We start from the raw sequence: 17595 nt of genomic DNA, 5'->3' as shown, positions 1-17595 counted from the left end.
AGCGATTATTGACTGTCCGTACAAATCTATTGCCTGGTTTAAACATTAGCGCTTGGTGTTAAGCTGTGCGAAACTGCCCGGCTGTGTTCGATTAAAATAAAGGCTGCGTCTACCCGGGTATGGGTATAGCGTCAGCGCAAAATAAAGAATAAGAGTTGAGAAGTTTTATGGAATTTCCCATGGGAATTTTAGGGATAGTGACCCTGATCACTTTGGCGGTATTAATGTCCAATAACCGCCAGGCCATTAATGTGCGCACTGTCAGTTGGGCGTTTTTTTTACAGGCGGGCTTTGCCGCTTTTGTGCTTTACCTGCCGTTTGGCCAGGCGGCATTAAGCAGTATTTCTGCCGGGGTGCAGTGGGTGATCGACAGCGGCCAGCACGGCGTGGATTTTATTTTTGGCGCCCTGGTGGGGGAGAAAATGTTTGAGGTATTCGGCAGCAGCGGATTTATTTTTGCCCTGCGGGTGCTGCCGATCATTATTTTCTTCTCCTCGTTAATTTCAGTGCTGTATTACTTAGGTATCATGCAGAAAATTATCCAGCTGCTCGGCGGCGGTTTGCAGAGGTTGCTCGGCATCAGCCGTCCGGAGGCAATGTCGGCCACCGCCAATATTTTTGTCGGTTTAACCGAAGCGCCGCTGGTGGTGCGTCCCTTTATTTCCCATATGAGCCAGTCCCAGTTATTTGCCGTGATGGTCGGCGGTACCGCCTCGGTGGCAGGCTCGGTATTGGTGGGTTATGCCAGTTTGGGGATCGAGCTGAAATACCTGGTGGCGGCTTCCTTTATGGCAGCGCCCGGTGGTTTGTTGATGGCAAAAATCATTATGCCGGAAACCGCTAAGCCGATTGATTCCTTGGCTGGCATTAACTGTGATGATGAAAACCAGCCGGTTAATGTTATTGATGCCGCCGCCACAGGTGCGGCTGACGGCATGAAACTCGCCTTTAATGTTGGCGGTATGTTGCTGGCTTTTATCGGCCTGATTGCGCTTATGAATGGTGCGGTGGGCGGTATTGCCTCCTGGATGGGTTTTAACGGCATTACCATAGAAATGCTGTTGGGATATCTGTTCTCGCCGCTGGCTCTGCTGATAGGTGCACCCTGGGAAGAGGCATTACAGGCAGGCAGCTTTATCGGGCAAAAATTCATGGTGAATGAATTTGTCGCTTATATTGATTTTGTTCAGGCGAAAGAGACCTTATCCGCAAACAGCCAGGTGATTATTACCTTTGCCTTGTGCGGTTTTGCCAATTTATCGGCGATTGCCATTTTATTGGGGGGGCTGGGGGCGATAGCGCCGGAACGACGTCCGGACCTTGCCCGTTTGGGATTAAAAGCCGTGATTGCCGGGTCTTTATCTAACTTGATGAGTGCCAGTCTGGCCGGGGTGTTTTTGGCGTTGTAAATATCCGCAATAATGAAATAAGGTCAGTACCTTCTTGAGTGCTGACCTTAACGGTTAGGTTCAATATCTGTTATTAACGTTATTGATTAACACATAAGAGGATTAGTAGGCTCTTCGCAGTACCAGGTCCAGGGTCTGCTAGTATAACCGCCACCCACTTGAGGTGTCATATTTTCAGGTAGTGCTTTTTTGTCGTCTGAAAGGTTTTTTAATTTTTTCTTGTTTAATTTAAGTTTCATAGACATGTCCTTGTAATTTATTGTTATTTATACAGTACGTACTAACAATTTCTCGTCCTGTGCATAAACAAATTACGTAAGGTTTTGTTCAAAATCAAACCAGAAATGTAACTGGATGTGACGTATGGCATAACATCTGTTGTTAGCTAACAAGTCTTTATGGCTTGATTGAAAATACCTGTTCAGATGTTGACAGCAACAGGGCTTAGCTGCCCCGATACTGTCAATTGTGGTTGTGGCTTTGCGAGAATATGCTGCTGGCTGGCGACATTGTTTTTTATTAGTTAATGCTATCTAAAGCCTGCCGTGCGATACGATATAACGCATTGACGGTAATAGAAAATACCCAGCGAATGAACTCAAAGGTAAGTTCGGTGACTTTTACACTGGCTTTACCGGCAAAGACCAGCATATGGCCCAGCAGGCCGGTGGCTTGTACCGCAAACTTGGCCGAGGCTTGTGCCACTTCGGTGAGTGTTCTGGCCAGCATATCGTAAAACGTCAGGCCGACGCTGAAGCTTGCCTGGGCTGCTACTGCGGCATAATAGCCGGAGTCTTTTAATAAAGTGATCAGGGCGGCGCTGATGCGTTCACTCCAGTGGGGAGAGAAAAAAGCCTGATAGCGATCTTCATATTGCAACCGCACTGCCTGGGATAATCGCTGATCGGAAATTTTTTGTAATTTGGCGAAATCATCATATGCTCCTGCGGTATTGATATAGCCTGGATTATCGCCTGCCATAGAGTGGGCATCTATGCTCATCCCAATGCCTGAGTTTAACCTGTATTCAGTACCTGCATGGGTAAATGGCCATAACGGGACGCTTGGGACAGGATCTGCGCCATGAGTGCAGCGATAAATTTTTTCGATATTGGCATTGGTTTTGATGGAAAAGCCATCCATCCCTACCCTGGGGGCACCAAAGGTATAGAGTTGAACCTCCCGACCATATTCATTTTTGGCCCAGTTGGCGGTCAGAGTAGCTAAGGCGCCTCCTAAACTATGGCCTACGCAATGCAGTACTCCTTTACGATTTTTATCCAGATATTCTTGAAATGCTGGGCGCATGGAATTAAAAGTTTTATTAAATCCAGCATGTGCCATTGCGCCATTTGAGCTGCCACTAAGACCGATATTGGCGTTGGTTAACCAATCACGTCCAGAGGTAAATTCAGTACCGCGAATGGCAATTACTTGGTGGTTTTTATATTCAGGACTTTTACCCTGTCCCATAACTGCAAAGCCAGTACTACGGTTAAATAAGTGGGAAAAAAAGCCGCCGCTGATACCTTGTACCGGGCCATTTGATAAATTAAAGTCGAAGTTGCTTCTGAGTAAGGCTGGTATGCCATTAATATTTGGTGCTGTGTTTACTGTACGAAAACGATAGGCAAAATTTGCCAATTCAGCGGCTATTTTCGGTGATAACATTGACATAATAAGTTCCCTTTATTACATGAATTAATCTTTATCTGTATGTACGTGATATACAGAGAAATCTGTATCCCAGTGACAATTTGTTACTGCGTAATGTGGTCGCTGTGGATTTTTATCATTCGTAAATTCAAAACTAACAGTTGGTGAGCTTAAATCGCAGTTCAAAGATGATAATTTACGGTTATAGGCGGCAACAGGCTTGTACCCTTCCAGACTGGAATTCCAAATGGTGTGTTTTTCATTGTTAAACTCAATGTAGATAATTTGTAGAGTATTATGTTCCACCATAAAATTACCGGGCATTTTAGAACGAATATTTACTTCTGGCAGGAAAAACCGTCCTTTTTCATCGGTTATGGCATGATCGAACCTTTCTTTCCTGTCGACATAATTCAGGTAACGTATGATTTTTTCCCCTACTAAAGGTTTACCTTGATTAAGTATCTGCCCTTTTACTTCCGGGCATAAATGCACATCATACTTTTTGAAAAATCCAAACATATCCGCCATTCCTTCTGTTGGGAATATCACAGTAAACAAGGTGAGCAGTAACAAAAACAGGCAAGTTACCAGAGGAAAGATTAGCTTTTTTTTCTTGCTATTCTTGTTGTTATTTTTACCGGTAGTAAAAGAAATGCTCATATTCATCCATGATCATGAGAAAAGTAATATTGTAATGTCTTGGTGAAATTTTAGCCAGCTGTTTGTTATGGAAATAAAATAGTTGTTTTTCTTAGGTTGCTCCGCTTAATAAATTTCAAAATCCTCATCCCATCGGCAAATGGTTCCTGCATAATGTGGTCGCTGTGGGTGTTTATCATTAGCAAATTCAAAACTAACCTTAGGGGAGGTTAAATCACAGTTTAAAGAGGATAATTTACGGTTAAAGGCGGCAATAGGTTTAAAGCCCCACATGCTGGTATTCCACAATATATATTTTTTATTGTTCTGTTCGGTATAGATAATTTGTCGAGTGTTATGCTCTACCATAAAGTTACCGGGCATTTTAGAGCGGATATTGACTTTCGGGAGGATAAAATTACCTTTATCATCAGTTTTTACGCTGTCTATGCGCTCTTTGTTGTCGACATAGGTTAGGCTGCGGATAACTTCTATTCCTGCTACTGCTTTCCCTTCTTTGAGTATTTGACCTTTTACTAGTGGGCATAAGTGCACATCATATTTTTTGAAAAATCCAAACATATCCGCCATTCCTTTGGTTAAGACAGTGATTGAGAGTATCAAGAATAAAAGCAAAGTTGTTTTTAAGGCAAATTTTAACTTGGTTTTGTGTTTGTTTTTGTTCTCAAAAAATGTGCTCATATTCATCCTTGTCTATGAGAAAATTGTGATGCCTGGATAGTAGTTTAGCTGTTTTTAGATCATTGTTTCCGGCGATTAACCCAACCGCCGGAAAGCTACTAAACCGCGCTAGTGAAAAGCGCTGAAAGGTTTAATACCGATAGCTTGGTGCAGCTCATTCGGTTTATATAATTTCTCTCCTTTGAACACCAGGGCAACCTTGCGGATATCGCTGATGTTTTCCAGCGGGTTACCTTCAAGTAAAATAAAGTCGGCGGTTTGGCCCTTAGCAATTGTACCAATGTTTTCCTGACCGGCTATCCGGGCGGAATTTACCGTGGCAATTTTTAAAACGTCTTCATTGCTGATGCCAGCTTTGGCGTAAAGTTCCAGTTCGCGGTGCAGGGTGAAACCTTCAAGGGCATCGGTACCCGGAACCAGGCGGATACCGGCGTCATGCAGCTTTTTGATCATCTTCAGCAATGCCTGGAATGAGCGTTTGTAGGCGGCTTCATTGTCGGCGTTGATATCAAGATCGGCCGAAAGAAAGCCGCGTCTGACATCGGCTGGCATATGCTCTGCTATTGCCCGGTAGCTGGGATCGATTTCTCCGGCTTTATTTAAAAACATGCCTTCGAAAATAGTTACGGTCGGGTCTACTATGACGTCTTCTTTTTTCAGCAGGGCAATAAAGTCGTTTACTTCTTTTGAGTCCAGATCCAGTTCTCCGGCCTTATCGCCTACTAAGGTAAAGCGCACCGGGGTCCGGGTGTCGGAGTCTTTGTCTGCCAGGAAGTTTAAAAATACCATATTGATATGCTGGATTTCGTCGAAGCCGTCTTTTACCGCCTGTTCCGTAGTCATAAAGGACGGGATATGGCCGCTGAGTTTCATGTTGTTTTTGTGGACTCGTTTTGCCAGCTCAGGCACCCATTCAGGATTAATGGAGCTGTAGATTTTGATCTGCTGGTAGCCGCGTTCACCATACCAGTCGATATATTCAAGCGCCTGCTGTAAATTTTCGGCAAGTTTGCCGGTAGGGGCTGAGTAGGGGCTTTGCTGGTCGATAAAGCCTGCCCGGTAGACCGTTGGGCCGATAGCGGCATTATGATTAAACAGTTTAGTGGCTTCCATCAGCTGGTCATGGTCGTTGGCCAGGTCCCTGGCGCTGGTGATACCGGCAGCAATATTTAAATAGCCCCCCTGGAGTGAAATATGGCTGTGCATATCCCATAATCCCGGCATCAGGGTATTGCCTTTGCCGTCTATGGTTCTTGTTGCCTTAATCTTAGCTTGTTTGCCGATAGCGATGATCTTGCCGTTTTCTATGGCTACCTGGGTGTCTTTGATTAATCCGGCGTCTGTTGCGGTAAAAACATTGATATTTTTGATTAAAGTGACTCCGGCAAGGTCTTCACCAAATGTTTTGGCTTGCTGGCGGAAATAATTGTCTTCGGCGGCTTCCTGCAGTGCTTTTAATTTAGCCAGGCTTTCCCCCCAGCCTTGTGGAACCATACCCATCCAGCCGAAGCTGAAGCCGAATAACTGGTAGTTATCGTCAAACCAGCCGTAAGTAGGGCTAAAGCCAAAACCTTTAATGGCCAGAAGATTGACTGTTTTTGTCTGCTCGCCAAGGGAAACCTGGGTACTGGTAATTTTTTCGAAGCTGGCAGTACCGGAAGGCAACATCTTTATTTGTTTTGTTTTGCTGGCGTCGATGGCTTTGACCAGTAGTTCATAAAAATACAGGGTGCCGCCGGCGGCACTATAAAAAGCCTTGTCCTTTACGGTTTTTGAATCGGCTTCCAGAGTATTTTGCCATTGGGCAACGTTACCCTTAAGAGTGAATTGTTCGTCGGTTTTTGCCCCCATATAGGCATGGCCGGTGACGATTTGTTTACTGATTATGCCCTGGCTGTTGAGCCAGATTTCATCCCGCAGCTTAGGGCCCCGGCCCCGGTCGTTAAATTCGAAGGTGGTGATGCTATGTTTGTCATCGATATGGATGACTTCCATCGAGCCGGACTTTTCGCCCGAGGTAAGCCAGTCGTATTTAGTCACTTGCTGCGCCTGGGACATCAGGGGCAGTATTATGAATATCAGGAAAAGAAATTGTGGTCGCATGATAGATCCATTTTATTGTTATTGCTTGAGGGCCTGCTTGCACCGGCAGTTATCTGGGGCAAATCAGGTGGCTCGGCGAGCGTTACTTGCTCATGGCGAGCAGCTTCCCATGGATCACCTTTTATTTCAATTGCTTATCTTTTAATAATTGCGGATTTTATTTTTCCTTAGATAAGCCGAGGGGTTGGCAAGTAAATCGCCTGGTGTCAGGCATAAGTTTGAAAGCTGCGGATTTCCTTGAACCTTGCTTTTGTTAATATTGTTCTGATATCTCAGGAAAAATGAGTAAAATTTGCTTGTGAAAAAGCTTAATACTTACGTTTTTTCCCGAAGATCAATTCCATATCATCCACTTCAAAGGGCTTTTCTTCTTCTTTTTCATGGGCTTCTTTTTTGAATTTGTCATAGAAGGTGTGGTTTTGCTCTTCTATCACCCCGGTAACCCCGACATTGAGAACATTAATGCTGTCAATGGCTTCGGTCACTGACTTCATTACCTCTTCGTTTTCACAGGTGAGGCCGCCGAGTATTTCAACTGCCTTATCGTTGAGGGCCTGGGCTTTGGCATATTTTTTCTGTTCAACATAACGCATAGACTGGTTTTTATAAATTTCAGCCTTTAAGCGCACGATAAGGATATCCAGTTGATGGTTTTCCACTTCAAGCTGCTCGTCGCTCAGTTTCCCTTTGGCATGCTCAACCTTTAAGGTGATCATCAACAGCATGGCCTGCTTGAGGATGCGGCCGAGTTCGTTCAGGTCTGTGGGGATGGACAAGAGGGCGTAATAATAAGGCTCCGCTTCCGTCAGGGCGCGGAAGTTTTCCAGCTTTTTTTCCATGCTGGCAATTAATCCGTGGCGCTTTTTGGTGTTTTCTAAATCTGCCAAGGCTTTTAATGCCACCAGGGCCCGCTCTAGACAGACAATGGAGCTGACGGCGGTCAGGGGTAAAATTGCCTGGCCGTTCAACAACCTTTGGGTCTTAATGACGATGGCTTTGAATTTCAGGATTTTGCGGTGGCGACTGGCCATTGATCTTTGTCGGGCGGTGCGGAAAAAATCCAGCAGGACACCTAATACAAAAATAACCAGCAATGTTACCGAAATAAGAACGTACATTTTACTTCTACCACCTAAAAATGCATAAACTGCTATGCGGCATAAGGCTATACCAGCGGCAGAATTACATTAAAACTTAAATTGATTTATTAAACAGTGAATTAAAACTGTTTATCAAAGGGGGCAGTTGTATTCTAACATAAAGGGGGTTTTGATCCATCATTTCTCGGACTCCCTGGCGCTGTTAAAGTTAACAAGTCTGTCAATTTTTACGCACACTGCAACTGGCCTGAAACCAGATTAGCATGCTTTTAGCGGCTTAGCTAACCCTTTAACATGAATGTTTTGTAAAGCTTGTTTGTCTATTGTTTTTACAGGACTTTTGGTGTTTTTCTGTGTTATTTTTCTTGCTGGTAATTTGTTCTGATAAATGCCAGGGTGGCAATGTCATCGTTGGTAAAGTCTTCTTGCTGCTGCTTTTTTTGCTGCGCCAGTTTTGCCTGTTTATTACTGATGATTTCCAGGCCTTTATAATGACAATATTGTTGTTTGATCAGCTGGTTTTGCCGTTGTAAATCAACTTGTGTTAATGAGACTTGCTGTTCCTGAAAATCCACCACTTTGGCGATTTGCTGCTGCATGCCGTGTTGATTTTGCAGTGCCAGGGCATGGTTATGGCTGCTGACATCGGTTAAGGCTTGCTGGTATTGTACCAGTTGCTCCAGGTATTGCTCTTGCCCGACGAGCTTGTCGTTAAGCTCGGATCTTTGCTTGCTCAGTTGTTCCAGCTTTTGTTGTTGCAAGTCTTTAAATTTATCGAGCATAGGACCCTCTTAAAAAGCGATTAACCTGCCATTAGCTCAGCCAGCTGTTGGCAGCTGGTCTCAAGATCACTTGGCTGGTTAAATCCCTGTTGTAAAAAGGCGCTGATACGGGGGAAAACCTGTACCGCGTGATCCATTTCAATATCTTTACCCGGTTGATATCCGCCCATGGGAATAAGCTCTCTGATTTGTTGATAGCGGCTGTAGAGTTTCTTTAATTTCATCGCCTGCTGTAAATGCTCCGGGGTTACTACTTGCGGCATGACCCGGCTGATGGAGGCGGAGATGTCTATCGCGGGGTAGTGACCCTGCTCCGCCAACTCGCGGGTTAACACTATATGGCCGTCGAGTATTGCCCTGGCGGCATCAACTATCGGATCTTGCTGGTTGTCGCCTTCCGCCAGTACGGTGTAAATGGCGGTCATGCTGCCGACAGATAAACCGTTGCCGGCGCGTTCCACCAGCTGGGTTAATAAACTAAATACCGAAGGGGGATAACCTTTGGTGGCCGGCGGCTCGCCCGTGGCCAGGCCGATTTCCCTTTGTGCCTGGGCGTAACGGGTTAATGAGTCCATTAACAATAATACATGCTGCCCCTGATCCCGGTAATATTCTGCCAGCCGGTGACAAACCTGGGCGGCGCGCAGCCGCATTAACGGGGTGGCATCAGCCGGGGCGGCAATGACGATAGAGCGGGCCAGTCCCTGCTCCCCCAAACTGTGTTCGATAAATTCCCTCACTTCCCGGCCGCGCTCGCCGATAAGGCCGACAATCACGATATCCGCCCGGGTATACTGGGTCATCATGCCCAGCAGTACGCTTTTACCGACCCCGGACCCGGCGAATAATCCCAGGCGCTGGCCTTTTCCCGGGGTGAGCATGGCATTGATGGCGCGGATGCCGACATCTATGCTCTCGGTGATCGGGGTGCGGCTCAGGGGGTTGTTCGGCGGTGAAAACAGCGGGATTTGTTCGCCCGAAATCGCCGGTTTGCCGTCCAGCGGCTGTAATAAACCGTCAAGCACCCGGCCGAGCAGTTGCTGGCCTGCGGTAATTTTTTCTACCCCCGCCAGCGGCGTTACCCGGGCGCCAGAGAATAAACCGGCGGCATTTTGCAGCGGCATCAAATAAGTGATTTCCCGGTTAAAGCCGATCACTTCCGCGGCTAAAGGTTTGTCCTGGGCGGTTTCCACCAGGCAGCGTTGTCCCATGATCAGACGGCAGCCGGTGACTTCCAGCGTTAAGCCGTTGAGCCGTACCAGGCGGCCATAAACCTTGGCCACCGGGCCCGAGTCCAGGGTGTCCAGGGCATTTTTCAGTTTATGTTCGAGGGTATCCTGCACTCGTTTGTCTCCGGGGAGCTTTAGGCGATTGATTTGTTGACGTTTTCCATGCACTCGGCGAAACGCTCTTCGGTATTGACGGCAATTTCCATTTGCGCCGAGCGTATCAGGCAATCGCCGATGTCCAGCTGGTCGTCCGCTTCAAGTGGCCAGCCGTTTAATTCCGTCAGTCCCAGGGCGCTCAGTCGTTGCAGATCTTCGCTATTGAGAAAAATCCGGATCTTGTCGACATCGTCAGACAAGGAGGCCATGGCTTCTTCCGCCAGGGTTAAAATTTGTTTCGGGTTTAGGGTCAGCTCTGCCCGGATCACGCTACGGGCCACCTGGGTCACCAAGTCGCCTATCAGGGTTTGCTGTGCCTGGAGTTTATGGTGGGACAGTTGTTCTACCTTGTCCTGTATTGTCGCCAGCAAGCCGGTGGCGGAATGAAAAATGGCCTGGCCTTTTTTCTGGCCTTCCGCCAGACCCGAGGCCAGCCCTTGCTGGTGGCCTTCTTTTTTGCCTTGCTCTATTCCCTGGGGAAAACCCTGCTGATGACCTTCCTTATGACCGAGTTCCAGTCCTTCCTGGAAGCCCTGTTCAAAGCTGGGCTGCTCATCATCCCCCAGGGTTGCCAGTTCTTCGCTTTCGCTGCGAAACGGCGGGAATTTATGGGGCCGGTAACCGCTGCCGGCGGACTTTACAATTCTGCTGGTATTCATTAGCGTACTACCTGCTCTTCAAACAGTTGCAGTTGTAATTCGCCTTCTTCATATAAGCGGCGGGCAACGGCCATGATTTCGGTTCTTGCCTGTTCAATTTTGCTTAACGGCGTCGGTCCCAGGCGTTGAATTTCATCTTCCAGGGCCTGGGCCATACGTTTGGGCAGGGCATCGAAGATCTGGGTCTTGATGGCAAAGTCCACCCCTTTTAAGGCAATGGCCAGCATGCCTTCCGGCAGTTCGGCGATCAGATCCTGTATCACTTCCAGCGGCTGGCGCGAGAGGATCATAAAGTCAAACATGTTGTCCTTGATGGCGTCGGCGGTATCGCTGTTGTGTAGCTTCACCAGTTCCATGATATTGGCCTTGTCGCCGGTATAGCGGTTGAGGATATCCGCCGCCTGGCGGGTGCCGTTGACGCGGGCGCCGGATTGTTCGGCGACAAAGTCGATGCAGCGGTCCAGGGTGATACGCAGGTCCTTGATCACATGCTCGCTGATCTCCTTGAGGTTGGCGACCCGGTACAACAGTTCATCATGGCTTTCCTGTGGCAGATGGTTGAGTACGGCATTGGCGGTATCCGGCGGTAAAAATGCCAGCATCACCGCCTGCATTTGCGGGTGTTCGTGGCGGAAAAAACGCGCCAGTACATCTACAGGCAGCCATTGCAGGCGCTGGATATCGTTGGAGATGGTATCGCCGTAGATGGAATCGAGCATGCCGCGGGCAAGTTTGTTGCCCAGCGCCATATCCAGGGACTTTTCCAGGTATTCGCGCGAAGCGCCGCTGATACCGCTTTGCTTGGTATATTGTTCAAAAAAGTGCTGCAGGATATTTTGTGCTTCCAAGGTGGAAACATTTCCCAGGCGTGCCATGGCATTGGAAACACTTTGTACTTCGCTTCTTTCCATGCGCTGTAAAATTTTGGCGGCGGACTCTTCTCCCATGCTCAGCAGTAAAATCGCCGCTTTTTCACAGTCGTTAAACATCATCTTTGTCTGTGCTTCACTCATGTAAACCTCGATCGCCTGTATTGACCCAATTCTTAAGCACTTCTGCCACCCGTACGGTTTCTTTATCCGCCAGTAATTGCAGGTGTGCCAGCTGCACGCTGAATTCGCTGCCCGGTGCCGGTAATTCCGGTACTTTCACCTGTGGCTTGGCCTCACTGGTGCCGTCCATGTTGGTATCGTCCATCAAGGCAACGCTGCTATCCTCCGGTTGCTCATCGCTATGTTCCTGGTAGTGCTGAGGATCTTGCTGGCTGGCCTTACGCTGTTCGAAAACATCGCCGTCTCGCTCTGCCGGTGTTGATTGCAGTTGGATCAGGTGACGTACCAGAGGACGGACCCCCATAAAGATCAGTGCCAGACCTAATATCGCGCCCACCAGGTAGCGTAAATATTCCTGCCATACGCTTTGTTGCCACCACTGCACTTCCGGTGCTGTGACTACCTGAGGTTCAACAACAAAGTTAAAACCGCTGATGGTAAACTGATCGCCGCGTTGCTTGTTGATGCCGATGGCTTTTTCCACACTGTTGGCGATTTGTGCCAGCTCGGCATCGGTCCAGCCGTTTTCGCCGCTGGCAACCTTGTTATTTAAAATCACGGAAACGCTTAATTGCTCGATACGTCCCTGTTGATGTTTCTTATGCACCACAGAGCGGCCGACCTGATATTCTTTTGAAGATTCGTTGCGCTGGCTGATGCTGTTGCTGTCTTGTTTGCTTTCGCTTGTTTCTGCTGTTTCACTGTCGGCATCCGGTTTGATCGGCGGCTGGTTGGTTAGCGAGCCGGGGACGCCAAAGGCGAGCACGTCTTTGGTGGTTTGTTCGCGGATGTTTTCCTTGCTGACCACGGTATCGGGACTTACCGTTTCCACGGTTTCTTCGATTTCGCTGAAATCCAAGTCTGCGGTGACCTGGATCCTGAAGTTGTCAGCGCCTACTAACGGATAAATGATGTCGCTGGCTCTTTGCTGGATCCTGGCTTCCAGTGACTGTTTATAGTCTACCTGCTGCATCGCTACCCGGCCGCTGCTTTGGGCATCCCCCAGGCCTAAGCTTAATAACCGGCCCGACTGATCAACCACGGAAACCCCTTCAGGTTTCATGCCGGGTAAACTGTTGGCGACTAAATTGACTATGGCTTCTACCTGGCCCTGTTCCAAATGGCGCCCGGCCTGGAGATCCAGCATGACCGAGGCGGTGGGTTTTTCTTCGTTGCGGCCGATAAATAAGGTGCGTTTGGGCAGGGCAAGGTGTACACGGGCGCTGCGGATGGCGTCCATGGTAATAATCGAGCGTGCCAGCTCCCCTTCCAGGGCATGGCGGTAACGCATCGATTCCATAAACTGGCTGATGCCTAAACCGGTTTTACCGTCCAGGCCGTCCATGCCGCTGGGTAAATTCATTTTTACGCCGCGGGCCGCCAGGCTCATGCGGATTTGCGCCAGATGCTGCTCCGGCACCAGGATTTGTCCCGAGTTTTGATCTAAGCGGTACAGGGTTTCTTCCTGCTCCAGTAATTCCAGGATACTGGCCTGGTCGTAAAGTTCCTGTTTGCCATATAAAGGTACATAGTTTTCATTGGCGGTCCAGAGAATAATTACTATGGTGGCGGCGATCACACCGGCAAGCAGGGCGATTTGCAAGACCGCACGGTTGTCGCCGGACAGGGTGCGCCAGTGGCTAAAGAAAGATTTCGCTTTATCCAGGGCCTGATTTTTTTGGGGTTCTTGCCCCGGTGCTACTTGTTGAGATACCAGCTCCACAGTCTACTCCCGGCTACTTATAAAGGCATACGCATAATGTCGTCTAAACCCGACATCAGCTTGTTTCTGACCTGCATTAATACAGAAAAACTCAGGCCTGCTTTCTGGCTCATTACCATGGCGCCGACCAAATCATCGCTGCGTCCGGCATCAACCGCCGTCATCAGCTTGCCGGCTTCAAGCTGTTGCTGGTTAATATCCTGGACCATGGTTTTCATGGTCTGGCCGAAGGAAACCGAGTTGACGGAATTATCTGACGATAACGCGACTTCTTTACTGGCCCTGACCTGCATCAGTTCCATTTTGTTGAGTAAGTCGAGCGAGTGTAAGTTGTTCTCTACTTTCATTGTCTTCCCCTTAAACCTCTATGCCCTGTTCCCGCATTATCAGTGCCATTTTGTTGAGTAAGTTGAGCGGGTGTAAGCTGCTCTCTACTTTCATAATATTTCCCTTAAACTTCTATGCCCTGTTCCCGCATTGCCGCCATCTTGTAGCGTAATGCCCTTGGCGTGACACCTAATGCTGCTGCTGTTTTGGTTTTATGACCGCTAAATTGTTTTAGTGTCTCTAATACATATTGATATTCGGCATGTTTTTTACTCGACTCCAGTCCCTGGGCGCTATGTTCAACTTGGGGAGTGGTTTGCACCGGGCTTGCTGCCGGCAGCATAAGATCTGCCACCTGGAGTTCCATGCCCCGGGCCATGATCAGCGCCCTTTGGATAACATTTTCCAGCTCCCTGACATTGCCGGGCCAGTGATGGCTCTGCAGCGCCAGTTTGGCGCTTTTACAAATGGAGTAACCGGGAGAGGGCGCGTATTTGCCGATAAAGTATTCTGTCAGCGGAATAATATCGTCGCGGCGCTCCCTAAGGGCCGGCCAGCTCAGGGGTAAAACATCGAGACGGTAATAAAGATCTTCGCGAAACAATCCCTGCGCCACTTGCTGTGACAGGTTTTTATTGGTGGCGGCAATAATACGGATATCTAATTTGACTTTTTGGTTGCTGCCCAGGCGCTCGACTTCCCGCTCCTGCAGCACCCGCAGCAGCTTGGCCTGCAACGGCAGCGGCATTTCCGAGATTTCATCTAGCATCAAGGTGCCGCCGTTGGCCAGTTCGAACTTACCCGCCTGGCTCGACACCGCGCCGGTATAAGCGCCTTTGCTGTGGCCGAATAACATGGATTCGATCATGGTTTCCGGGATCGCGGCGCAGTTAAAAGCAATAAAAGGCCCGGATGAACGGGGAGAGTTATCATGAAGGTATTGCGCCAGACGTTCCTTGCCGGTACCGGATTCGCCGCTGATCAATACCGTGGCATCTGTTTGTGCCGCCCGCAGTGCCAGTTGAATCACCTGGCGGCTGGCGGCGGAGCTGACCACGAGATCTGCCACCGGGTTATGCAAACTGATGGCCTGATCTATGGCGGACACCAGTTGCTGATCGGTAAAAGGTTTCAGTAAATAATCGGATGCCCCCACACCTATGGCGTCGGCGGCGAGCTGGCATTGCTGGCTTTCCACCATGACCAGGATCACGGTACTTTTATGGGTGCGGGAAAAGACCCGGACAAAATCGGTGAGTTGCATATCCGGCAAAAAAGCCGAGACCAGCACCACAGCCGGTGAAACTGTTGACGCCGTGGTAAAAGCCGATGAAGCACTTTGACAGCGGTGGATATCATATTGCTGTCTGGCCAGGTATTCACTGTCAACACATGTCGTTGAAGGTGTTTCAACGATTAACAAGCTGTTATTTGCCATGCTTAATTAACCTTTTGTCGAATGATACGCAAGTTCACACGCCGGTTTTGTTGGCGTCCCTTTGCCGTTGAGTTGTCCGCCAGCGGATAGCGATCACCGTGGGATCTCACTTCAATCAGCTCGGGCTTTACCCCGGCTTCGAGCAGATGTGTGTATAAATCATCGGCTCTTTGTTGTGATAACCTCAGGTTTTCTGCCATGCTGCCTGAGCTGTCGGAATGACCGTCTATCAGTAACTTGCTGATATCTCCTGCCATTTCGAGGTAGCGGGCGGTAAGTTTCATCTGCTCTTGTTGCTGCTCAGACAATAAATACTCGTTGGCGTCAAAATAAAAGTTCCTGTCCCTGACCTGTTCGTACGAATAGGGCGCCAGCTCTGTCAAACAGGCATAAAACTGCTCGAAAGAAGTACCGCGACTGACCGCAGGCAATACCAGATGCACCTGCTGCTTATCGGCGAAAACAAGATTAATATGCCCCCATACACCTTGTTGTAGCGCCTGTAGCAACTCGGTAACCCCGGTTGTGAAGTGCGATTTTTGCGATTGCTTTTCTTGCGGTTTTGTTTGCTTGCTGACTTGCTGATAGCCATGGAACCACTGGCTTTGTGGTAGTGATTTCCGGCTCCAGGGGGCCGCTGAGCGACCTAAGCGATAAGTGACAATATCGTCGTGGTAAAGCACCGAATCGGGTTGAATTTCTAAGGCGTAACCGGCTTTTTGCGCCAGCGAGATGCCGCCGAAATTATCCACCTGGGTGCTTAACTGACAGTTGAAATTATCGCCTTGATATAACCAGTGGACACGGTCAAGGGGAGTCACGATAGGCGCCGCACTTAATTTCAGCATGCTAAAAAATAGACTGAATGTGAGTATACTAAGCCTGAGAAACATGGTTTCTGTCATCCTCTTAATACGCACCCGGATTGAATAAAAATTCATTACGGGTACACCGCTAGGTGATATCAGCAAAAATTATTAAGATGGAAACAGGCACAGGCGGACACGGAGAAGAGTGATCTTCTCCCAAGCGAAGAAGACAGCACTCTCCCTGAGGCAGAGATCGTACAAAAGGTAGATCTTCCCCATGGAGAAGCGATCGCCCAAAACTGGTCGATCGAGTCAACTAACGTTAGGTGGTCCCACTATCTGCCCTGGGCGTTTCAGCACTAAAGCAGACTGGTGACTTTGCGTCCAGACCTCGCGATCTGTTTGCCATTATCTTGTTAATTTTCAGTTAAGCAGTAAATTAGCGATAAATTTGAAATATTATTACCAATTGACTGCGAGGCGATACTAGCAGATAAAAAATTTGCATACAATACCTTATTTCGAAAGAAATTTTAAAAAAAGCGCTTATAGCTTAGTTAGTTGTAGTTTGCCGTCGTTTGGGCAAACTTTTTAGTACATTAATAGCAAATCAGTGGTAAACCAGTTGAAAGCCCCGAAAAGTCAGTAATTCTGATAATTACACCTGTAAAATTAGTGTGAAATATTTTTACAGAAGCCATTGCTATTTAATCCGGAAATTGATTACACTCTAAAAATACATGCCCCCTTTGGATCTATTCTGAGCGTAAGTTTCAGAAGCAGATTGTCATGATTTTCTTATGTGCAAGTTAAGCCCTGGCTTAATAAAACACGGTAGAAAGTCGCTTAGACATTAATTAATGATTCATTGGAGAATTATCTATGCCTGGTTTACCACCGGCAGCTAAGCGCATCTTAGCTGCAGATGAGGCTATTGGGGTTGAACTGTATGATTTACTTGGCGATAAACGCCACAGGCAAACCTGCCTGAACCTTATCAATTCATGCCATCATGAGTTGCTCACCCGTCTGGAAACCGAATTCATACGTTTACTGAACGATCATGAATGCAAGCTGGAATTAAGCCCGTTTGCCGGTGGTGCGATTGCAATTGAACAGGATACCCTGTTGTGGCTGCAGGCCACCAATGCCTCGAATGAACATGTTATTTTGGCGATTAATTATGCAACGCTATATAACCTTGCAGAAATTTTCCTCGGCGGACAGCAGGCCAAAATCGCCAAGAAAGCCGGCGATATCAAGGTCAGCGATTCCGAACTCAGATTATTAACAACCTTATTAAACATACACTTAACAGCATCCGATCAATTGCTGGATTTGGATAACCAGTGGCAGATTTTACCGATCAATAAACCGGAAACCGCTCAGGAATATCTTACCGCCAGTAGCTGTTTGACGATAAAAGAATACCAGGCAACCTGGGATATCTGGTACCAGCCATCCATTATTGCTAGCCGGGTGGCACAAACAGATGCCGGCACCGACCAGGAGTTGCTTGAGGCCAAGCTGGCTTATGCCGCCGAAAAAATTCCTACCGCACTTAATTTAGTGTTAGCCAAAACCCGGTTGACCGTCGCCCAGCTGACCCGACTCAGAAAAGATGATTTGATCATGCTGGATTTACCCGAAGTGGTGAATGCCTATGCCGGAAAGCAGGTGATCGCCCAGGGGCGGGTGGTGGAAAAGTCCGGCCAGTTAGTGATGCAGGTCACGGATGTACCGCAAGACTAATCCTTTGCTCTGCAAGCATGTTTAATATGCCAAGTTTTTAAAATTAAGTATTAAGA

At 48.0% G+C, this 17595-nt stretch carries 16 protein-coding genes and 1 riboswitch; of the genes, 2 read left to right on the top strand and 14 right to left on the bottom strand.

Translation table 11 applies throughout. The features are described from left to right. Positions 1–167: 167 nt before the first annotated feature. Positions 168–1409: a NupC/NupG family nucleoside CNT transporter gene (locus tag QL234_RS24445; protein ID WP_281560375.1), complete on the top strand. Its 1242-nt coding sequence runs from the start codon at positions 168–170 to the stop codon at positions 1407–1409. Positions 1410–1495: 86 nt separating this feature from the next. Here QL234_RS24445 and QL234_RS24440 read toward each other — a convergent pair whose 3' ends face one another. From QL234_RS24440 to QL234_RS24375, 14 genes are all read right to left on the bottom strand, one after another. Further along, a complete protein-coding gene (locus QL234_RS24440) occupies positions 1496–1648 on the bottom strand; it encodes a hypothetical protein (RefSeq protein WP_169749412.1) in 153 nt (50 codons plus the stop codon). Positions 1649–1928: 280 nt separating this feature from the next. Next, positions 1929–3086, bottom strand: coding sequence for a lipase family protein (locus tag QL234_RS24435; RefSeq protein WP_281560374.1), 1158 nt, complete (start codon positions 3084–3086; stop codon positions 1929–1931). A 24-nt stretch (positions 3087–3110) separates the two neighbouring features. Next, positions 3111–3728, bottom strand: a complete 618-nt coding sequence (locus QL234_RS24430; RefSeq protein ID WP_281560373.1) for a DUF6795 domain-containing protein — start codon at positions 3726–3728, stop codon at positions 3111–3113. Between the two features lie 105 nt (positions 3729–3833). Further along, positions 3834–4409, bottom strand: coding sequence for a DUF6795 domain-containing protein (locus QL234_RS24425; protein ID WP_281560372.1), 576 nt, complete (start codon positions 4407–4409; stop codon positions 3834–3836). 108 nt (positions 4410–4517) lie between these two features. Next, positions 4518–6512, bottom strand: coding sequence for an amidohydrolase family protein (locus QL234_RS24420; protein WP_281560371.1), 1995 nt, complete (start codon positions 6510–6512; stop codon positions 4518–4520). A gap of 308 nt (positions 6513–6820) precedes the next feature. Beyond that, positions 6821–7630 carry a hypothetical protein gene (locus QL234_RS24415; protein WP_281560370.1) on the bottom strand — a complete coding sequence of 270 codons (810 nt, stop codon included), beginning with the start codon at positions 7628–7630 and terminating at the stop codon, positions 6821–6823. A gap of 338 nt (positions 7631–7968) precedes the next feature. Continuing rightward, positions 7969–8394 carry a hypothetical protein gene (locus tag QL234_RS24410; protein ID WP_281560369.1) on the bottom strand — a complete coding sequence of 142 codons (426 nt, stop codon included), beginning with the start codon at positions 8392–8394 and terminating at the stop codon, positions 7969–7971. A gap of 20 nt (positions 8395–8414) precedes the next feature. Continuing rightward, positions 8415–9737 carry a FliI/YscN family ATPase gene (locus tag QL234_RS24405; protein ID WP_281560368.1) on the bottom strand — a complete coding sequence of 441 codons (1323 nt, stop codon included), beginning with the start codon at positions 9735–9737 and terminating at the stop codon, positions 8415–8417. Positions 9738–9757: 20 nt separating this feature from the next. Then, positions 9758–10438, bottom strand: a complete 681-nt coding sequence (locus QL234_RS24400; protein WP_281560367.1) for a FliH/SctL family protein — start codon at positions 10436–10438, stop codon at positions 9758–9760. Continuing rightward, positions 10438–11451, bottom strand: coding sequence for a FliG C-terminal domain-containing protein (locus QL234_RS24395; protein WP_281560366.1), 1014 nt, complete (start codon positions 11449–11451; stop codon positions 10438–10440). Before QL234_RS24395 ends, QL234_RS24400 begins: the two co-directional genes overlap by 1 nt. Continuing rightward, complete coding sequence (gene fliF, locus QL234_RS24390) at positions 11444–13213, bottom strand: flagellar basal-body MS-ring/collar protein FliF (RefSeq protein ID WP_281560365.1); 1770 nt, start codon at positions 13211–13213, stop codon at positions 11444–11446. Before fliF ends, QL234_RS24395 begins: the two co-directional genes overlap by 8 nt. Before the next feature lie 17 nt (positions 13214–13230). Next, positions 13231–13560, bottom strand: coding sequence for a flagellar hook-basal body complex protein FliE (locus tag QL234_RS24385; RefSeq protein ID WP_281560364.1), 330 nt, complete (start codon positions 13558–13560; stop codon positions 13231–13233). A gap of 104 nt (positions 13561–13664) precedes the next feature. Continuing rightward, on the bottom strand, positions 13665–14978 hold the full coding sequence (locus QL234_RS24380; protein ID WP_281560363.1) for a sigma-54 dependent transcriptional regulator: 1314 nt from the start codon (positions 14976–14978) through the stop codon (positions 13665–13667). A 2-nt stretch (positions 14979–14980) separates the two neighbouring features. Then, positions 14981–15826: an OmpA family protein gene (locus QL234_RS24375; protein ID WP_281560362.1), complete on the bottom strand. Its 846-nt coding sequence runs from the start codon at positions 15824–15826 to the stop codon at positions 14981–14983. A 283-nt stretch (positions 15827–16109) separates the two neighbouring features. Beyond that, a riboswitch (cyclic di-GMP riboswitch) is annotated at positions 16110–16204 on the bottom strand. Positions 16205–16669: 465 nt separating this feature from the next. On the opposite strand from QL234_RS24375, the gene QL234_RS24370 reads away from it, so the two are divergent. Then, on the top strand, positions 16670–17539 hold the full coding sequence (locus tag QL234_RS24370; protein ID WP_281560361.1) for a FliM/FliN family flagellar motor C-terminal domain-containing protein: 870 nt from the start codon (positions 16670–16672) through the stop codon (positions 17537–17539). Positions 17540–17595 lie beyond the last annotated feature (56 nt).

Origin of the sequence: Thalassomonas sp. RHCl1, assembly GCF_947387555.1 — a bacterium.
Classification (GTDB): Bacteria; Pseudomonadota; Gammaproteobacteria; order Enterobacterales; family Alteromonadaceae; genus Thalassomonas.
This window is presented reverse-complemented; position numbering and strand designations above follow the sequence as displayed.

Excerpts from the sequence above, each read along its gene's own strand:
- QL234_RS24420 (WP_281560371.1), bottom strand. The coding sequence starts at position 6,512 with ATGCGACCACAATTTCTTTTCCTGATATTCATAATACTGCCCCTGATG.
- QL234_RS24385 (WP_281560364.1), bottom strand. The coding sequence starts at position 13,560 with ATGAAAGTAGAGAACAACTTACACTCGCTCGACTTACTCAACAAAATG.
- QL234_RS24430 (WP_281560373.1), bottom strand. The coding sequence starts at position 3,728 with ATGAGCATTTCTTTTACTACCGGTAAAAATAACAACAAGAATAGCAAG.
- QL234_RS24435 (WP_281560374.1), bottom strand. The coding sequence starts at position 3,086 with ATGTCAATGTTATCACCGAAAATAGCCGCTGAATTGGCAAATTTTGCC.
- QL234_RS24370 (WP_281560361.1), top strand. The coding sequence starts at position 16,670 with ATGCCTGGTTTACCACCGGCAGCTAAGCGCATCTTAGCTGCAGATGAG.
- QL234_RS24400 (WP_281560367.1), bottom strand. The coding sequence starts at position 10,438 with ATGAATACCAGCAGAATTGTAAAGTCCGCCGGCAGCGGTTACCGGCCC.
- QL234_RS24410 (WP_281560369.1), bottom strand. The coding sequence starts at position 8,394 with ATGCTCGATAAATTTAAAGACTTGCAACAACAAAAGCTGGAACAACTG.
- QL234_RS24425 (WP_281560372.1), bottom strand. The coding sequence starts at position 4,409 with ATGAGCACATTTTTTGAGAACAAAAACAAACACAAAACCAAGTTAAAA.
- QL234_RS24415 (WP_281560370.1), bottom strand. The coding sequence starts at position 7,630 with ATGTACGTTCTTATTTCGGTAACATTGCTGGTTATTTTTGTATTAGGT.
- QL234_RS24375 (WP_281560362.1), bottom strand. The coding sequence starts at position 15,826 with ATGCTGAAATTAAGTGCGGCGCCTATCGTGACTCCCCTTGACCGTGTC.
- QL234_RS24395 (WP_281560366.1), bottom strand. The coding sequence starts at position 11,451 with ATGAGTGAAGCACAGACAAAGATGATGTTTAACGACTGTGAAAAAGCG.
- QL234_RS24380 (WP_281560363.1), bottom strand. The coding sequence starts at position 14,978 with ATGGCAAATAACAGCTTGTTAATCGTTGAAACACCTTCAACGACATGT.
- QL234_RS24440 (WP_169749412.1), bottom strand. The coding sequence starts at position 1,648 with ATGAAACTTAAATTAAACAAGAAAAAATTAAAAAACCTTTCAGACGAC.
- QL234_RS24445 (WP_281560375.1), top strand. The coding sequence starts at position 168 with ATGGAATTTCCCATGGGAATTTTAGGGATAGTGACCCTGATCACTTTG.